The organism is Caulobacter sp. B11, assembly GCF_002737765.1.
Taxonomy (GTDB): Bacteria; Pseudomonadota; Alphaproteobacteria; order Caulobacterales; family Caulobacteraceae; genus Caulobacter.
Genome location: NZ_PEGG01000160.1, coordinates 1 through 4,586 on the forward strand (window position 1 = coordinate 1; position 4,586 = coordinate 4,586).

Genomic DNA, 4,586 nt, shown 5'->3' on the forward strand with positions numbered 1-4,586 from the left:
GAGGGCCAGGGTGTCCTTTGGAAAGCAGGAGCCGCCATAGCCGGGACCGGCATTGAGGAACTTGCCCCCGATCCGCTTGTCGAGCCCGATGCCCTTGGCCACCTGCTGAACGTCCGCCCCAACCTTTTCGCACAGGTCGGCCATCTCGTTGATGAAGGTGATCTTCATGGCCAGAAAGGCGTTGGCGGCATATTTGATCAGTTCGCTGGTCCGGCGGCCGGTGAAGACGATCGGCGTCTCGTTCAGCGACAGCGGCCGGTAGAGCTCGCGCATCACCGCCTGGGCCCGCTCGTCTTCGGTGCCGACCACCACCCGGTCAGGGCGCTTGAAATCCTCGATCGCCGCGCCCTCACGCAGAAATTCCGGATTGGAGACCACCGCGAACTGCGCGTTCGGATTGACCCTGCGAATAATGGCCTCGACCTCGTCGCCGGTGCCGACCGGCACGGTCGACTTGGTGACGATGACGGTGAAACCATCGATCAGTCCGGCGATCTCCTCGGCCGCGGCATGGACATAGGACAGGTCCGCATGGCCGTCGCCGCGGCGGGTCGGCGTGCCCACCGCGATAAACACCGCGTCGGCCTCGGCGATCGCCCGAGTCCCGTCCAGGGTGAAGGACAGCCGGCCAGCCGCCACATTGCGGGCCACCAGGTCGTCGAGACCGGGCTCAAAGATCGGGATCTCGCCGCTTTCGAGCCGCGCGATCTTGCCCGCGTCCTTGTCGATGCAGGTCACCACGTGACCGAAGTCCGCGAAACAGGCTCCAGACACCAGACCCACGTAGCCGGTGCCGATCATTGCTATGCGCATCAAGGTCTCTCGCTGATCCGGTGATCCAGGTCGCGCCTGGCCGCCAGGCGGGTTCGCTAATCAATCAATCGCGACAACTAGGCAAGGGCCCATCGGCGCGGATCAGCCCCCATCTGGACCCTGTCGGGCGAGAAACACTTTCTTTGCACCTTCTACGCTAATTTGAGGTTTCAAGTTCGGGGGACCTTGCGAGTGCTACAGATTTTGACCCATTTGATAGCGCAGCATGAGCAAAGGCTTGTCCTGGTCGCCGGCCTTGTCGGCTTTGCAGCCTGCTTCACGGCGTTTCGTCTCTATTCGCGGATGCGCGGCGCCAAGGGCGTGGTGCGCGCCGCCTGGCTGCTGCTCACCGGCCTGGTGGCGGGCTCCGGCGTCTGGGCGGCTCACTTCATCGCCATGGTCGCCTTCGATCCAGGCCTGAAAACCGGCTACAGTCCGACCGGCACCCTGCTGTCCCTGATGATCGCCGTGGTGTTCATGGCCGGCGGCTTCGCGGTGGCCTCGGCCCAGCGGTCCCACACCAACGATCTGGCCGGAGGCCTGCTTCTGGGGGTCGGCGTCGCGGCCATGCACTATGTAGGCATGAGCGCCTTCGTGACCCAGGGCGCGGTGCTGTGGGAACACGCCACCGTCGCGGCCTCGGTCATTCTGGGGGTTGCGGGCTCCACCAGCGCCCTGATGCTTGCCGGCCGCGCCCGATCCGTCACACGTCAGGCGATCGGCGGCGGGCTCCTCGCCCTTGGCGTCGGCCTGTTGCACTTTACCGGCATGGCCGCCGTCACCATCGTGCCTGACCCCTCGATCATCGTGCCCGACCAACTGCTTTCGGGGGGCATGGTCACCTTCGCCGTCGCCGCCATTACGGTCCTGGTCACGCTCGGCGGCCTCGGCGCCGTGACGATCGAGAGCCAGACCAGCCGTTCGGCCCTCGATCGCATCCGTCGCCTCGCCAACGCCGCCTATGAAGGCATTGTCGTAGTGCAGGACGGCCGCATCAACGACGTCAACGCCGCCTTCTGCGTCCTGGCCGGGGCCGAGTCCCAAGACCTGGTCGGAAAGCCCTTGTTCGCGGGTCTGATGTCGTTCGACAGCAACGAGGAATCCCGCGAGGGCGTGCGCCGCGAAGGTCAGTTGCAGCCTCTGGACGGCGGGCGCGCCATTCCGATCGAGGTGTTCGCGCGACTGATGGACGACGGCGCCCGCACCGAGACCTCGGGCCTCACCGTGCTGGCGGTCCGCGACCTGCGCGAGCGCCGGTCGGCCGAAGAAAAGATTCGTTACCTGGCCGAGCATGACGGCCTGACGGGTCTGCCCAACCGCAATTCCCTACAGTCGCGACTGGCCGCCGCCCTGGACCGGGTGGAGGCGTCGGGCGAATCGCTGGCGCTGATCTGCGTCGACCTGGACCACTTCAAGGAGGCCAATGACCTGCACGGTCATCTGGCCGGCGACGCCCTGCTGGTCGAAGCCGCCCGCCGACTTCAGGACTCGGTGACGGCGCCCTCCTTCGCCGCGCGCTTGGGGGGCGATGAGTTCATCATCGTTCAGATCGCGGCGGGCGACCAGCCCGCGGCGGCGGCGGAACTGGCGGGACATCTGCTTGAGGCTCTCAGCGTGCCGGCGATCCACGAGGGCCAGCCGCTGGTCATGGCCGCCAGCCTCGGCGTGAGCCTGTTCCCCGACGATGGTCGCACCGCCGAGGCCTTGCTGGCCAATGCCGACATGGCCCTCTATCGCGCCAAGGAAAGTGGTCGCGGCGTCTACCGGTTCTTCAAGCGCGAGATGGACGATTCGATCCGTGAGCGCCGGACCATGGCCCGCGAACTGCGTCAGGCGATCATCGACGAAGAGCTGATCGTCTATTATCAGCCCCTGGCCAGGGCCAGCGATGGCGAGGTCTGCGGCTTCGAGGCCCTGGTCCGGTGGCTCCACCCCGTTCGCGGCATGATCCCCCCGCTGGAGTTCATTCCGGTCGCCGAGGAAAGCGGGCTGATCGGCCAGCTGGGCGAATGGGTCCTGAGGCGCGCCTGCGCCGACGCGGCCGCCTGGCAGCGCCCCCTGCGCATCGCGGTCAATCTGTCGCCGCTGCAACTGAACCAGCCCGACCTGCCCAAGCTGGTCCACGAGGTGCTGATCGCCAGCGGTCTATCGCCCCATCGGCTTGAGCTTGAGGTCACCGAAAGCGCGCTGTTCAAGGACTACCAGCGGGCGCTGGACAATCTGCGCCGCCTCAAGGCGCTGGGCGTTCGGATCGCCATGGACGATTTCGGCACCGGCTTCTCGTCGCTGTCGACCCTTCAGTCCTTCCCGTTCGACAAGATCAAGATCGACAAGAGCTTCGTCGAGGATATCCATCGCCACGACCGGGCGACGGTGATCGTCCGCGCCGTCCTCGGCCTGGGCCGCAGCCTCGACATCCCGGTGGTGGCCGAAGGCGTAGAGACCGAGGAGCAGATCAACTTCCTGCGCGGCGAGGACTGCGCCGAACTGCAGGGCTACGCCATCGGCCGACCGGCGCCGGTCGAAAATATCACGATCTGGACCAATGCCGCCGCTCCGGCCGAAACCGCCGAGAAGATCACGCCCGTGCGGCGCTCGAAACGCGCCGCGGCCTAGGACGTCGCCACAGGTCTCTAGCGACCGCCAGAACGGATGAAACCGCCCGAAACCCCATCCCGGGTTTCGCATTGATCCGTTTCAACCCACAATGCCGGCGACGCAGGGTCAGGATGCGAGCATGCAGCAATTGTTGGGGCGGCTGGCGAGCCGGGTCGCCACGTCGGCCGACCGCCCTGCCCGGCGCTATGGCGCCGCTATCTTCATCGTGGCTGTCGCCGCCGCCGCCAAACTGCTCGCGTCCAGCCTGACCGGGTTTTCCCCCAGCTTCCCGACCTTCTACGTCGCGGTCCTGCTCGTCGCCGTGATCGGCGGTCCAGGACCTGGCCTGGCGGCCATCCTGCTCAGCGTCGCCATGGTCTGGGCCTTCTGGTCGCCGGGCGCCGAGGCCTGGCCCCTGCATCCGCGCGACGCCGTCGAATTTGGCATGTTCATTATCTGCGGCGGGCTGATCGTGCTTCTGGTCGAAGCCATGCGACGGACCGTGCAGGAGGGTTTGGCGGCCGAGCAGCGCTTTCGCACCGCCCAGGAGGCCTCACGCGACGCCTTCGTGATCCTGGAGCCGATCCGCAAGGCCGGCGCGATCATCGACTTCCGCTGGACCTATGCCAATCCGGCGGCGGAAGCCCTGCGCCCGTCGACCGTTTCCAGCCTGATCGGCCGCCGGGTCAGCGAAGCCTTTCCCAACGACACCGGGACCCAGATGATCGATCGGCTGCGCCTATTGCACGAGGCGAGCGATGCGGACGACCTTGAGGTTCACCGCGTCATCAATGGCGTCGAACACTGGATGCGCTCCAGCGGCGTGCGCCTCAACGACGGGGTGGCGGTCACCTTTCGCGATGTCACGCTTGAACGCCGCGCCACGACCGCGCTGCGAACCAGCGAAGAGCAGTTTCGCAGCGTCGCCAACGCAGCGCCCGTGCTGATCTGGATCTCCGACGTTTCAGGCGACTGCACCTGGTTCAACGACGCCTGGCTGAATTTCACCGGTCGCAAGATGGACGAGGAGATCGGCCGCGGCTGGAGCGCCGGCGTGCATCCCGAGGATTTCAAGCCCAGACTGAACGCCGTCATCGAGGCCACTCAGGCGCGCCTGCCCTTCAAGACCAGCTTCCGCCTGCGCCGGGCCGACGGCGCCTGGCGGTGGATCAACA

General features: G+C 66.5%; 3 protein-coding genes. 2 read left to right on the forward strand and 1 reads right to left on the reverse strand.

Annotation, left to right across the window (positions count from 1 at the left end; genetic code table 11):
• Positions 1–813, reverse strand: an 813-nt coding sequence (locus CSW58_RS07685) for a UDP-glucose/GDP-mannose dehydrogenase family protein (protein WP_143755125.1), incomplete at its 3' end; no start/stop codon positions are given.
• Positions 814–1,005: 192 nt separating this feature from the next.
• Between CSW58_RS07685 and CSW58_RS07690 the strand changes: the two genes are divergently transcribed.
• Together CSW58_RS07690 and CSW58_RS07695 are read left to right on the forward strand one after the other, a co-directional pair.
• Positions 1,006–3,429, forward strand: a complete 2,424-nt coding sequence (locus tag CSW58_RS07690) for an EAL domain-containing protein (protein ID WP_369825110.1) — start codon at positions 1,006–1,008, stop codon at positions 3,427–3,429.
• Between the two features lie 121 nt (positions 3,430–3,550).
• A partial coding sequence (locus CSW58_RS07695) for a PAS domain S-box protein (protein ID WP_161494587.1) occupies positions 3,551–4,586 on the forward strand: 1,036 nt, incomplete at its 3' end.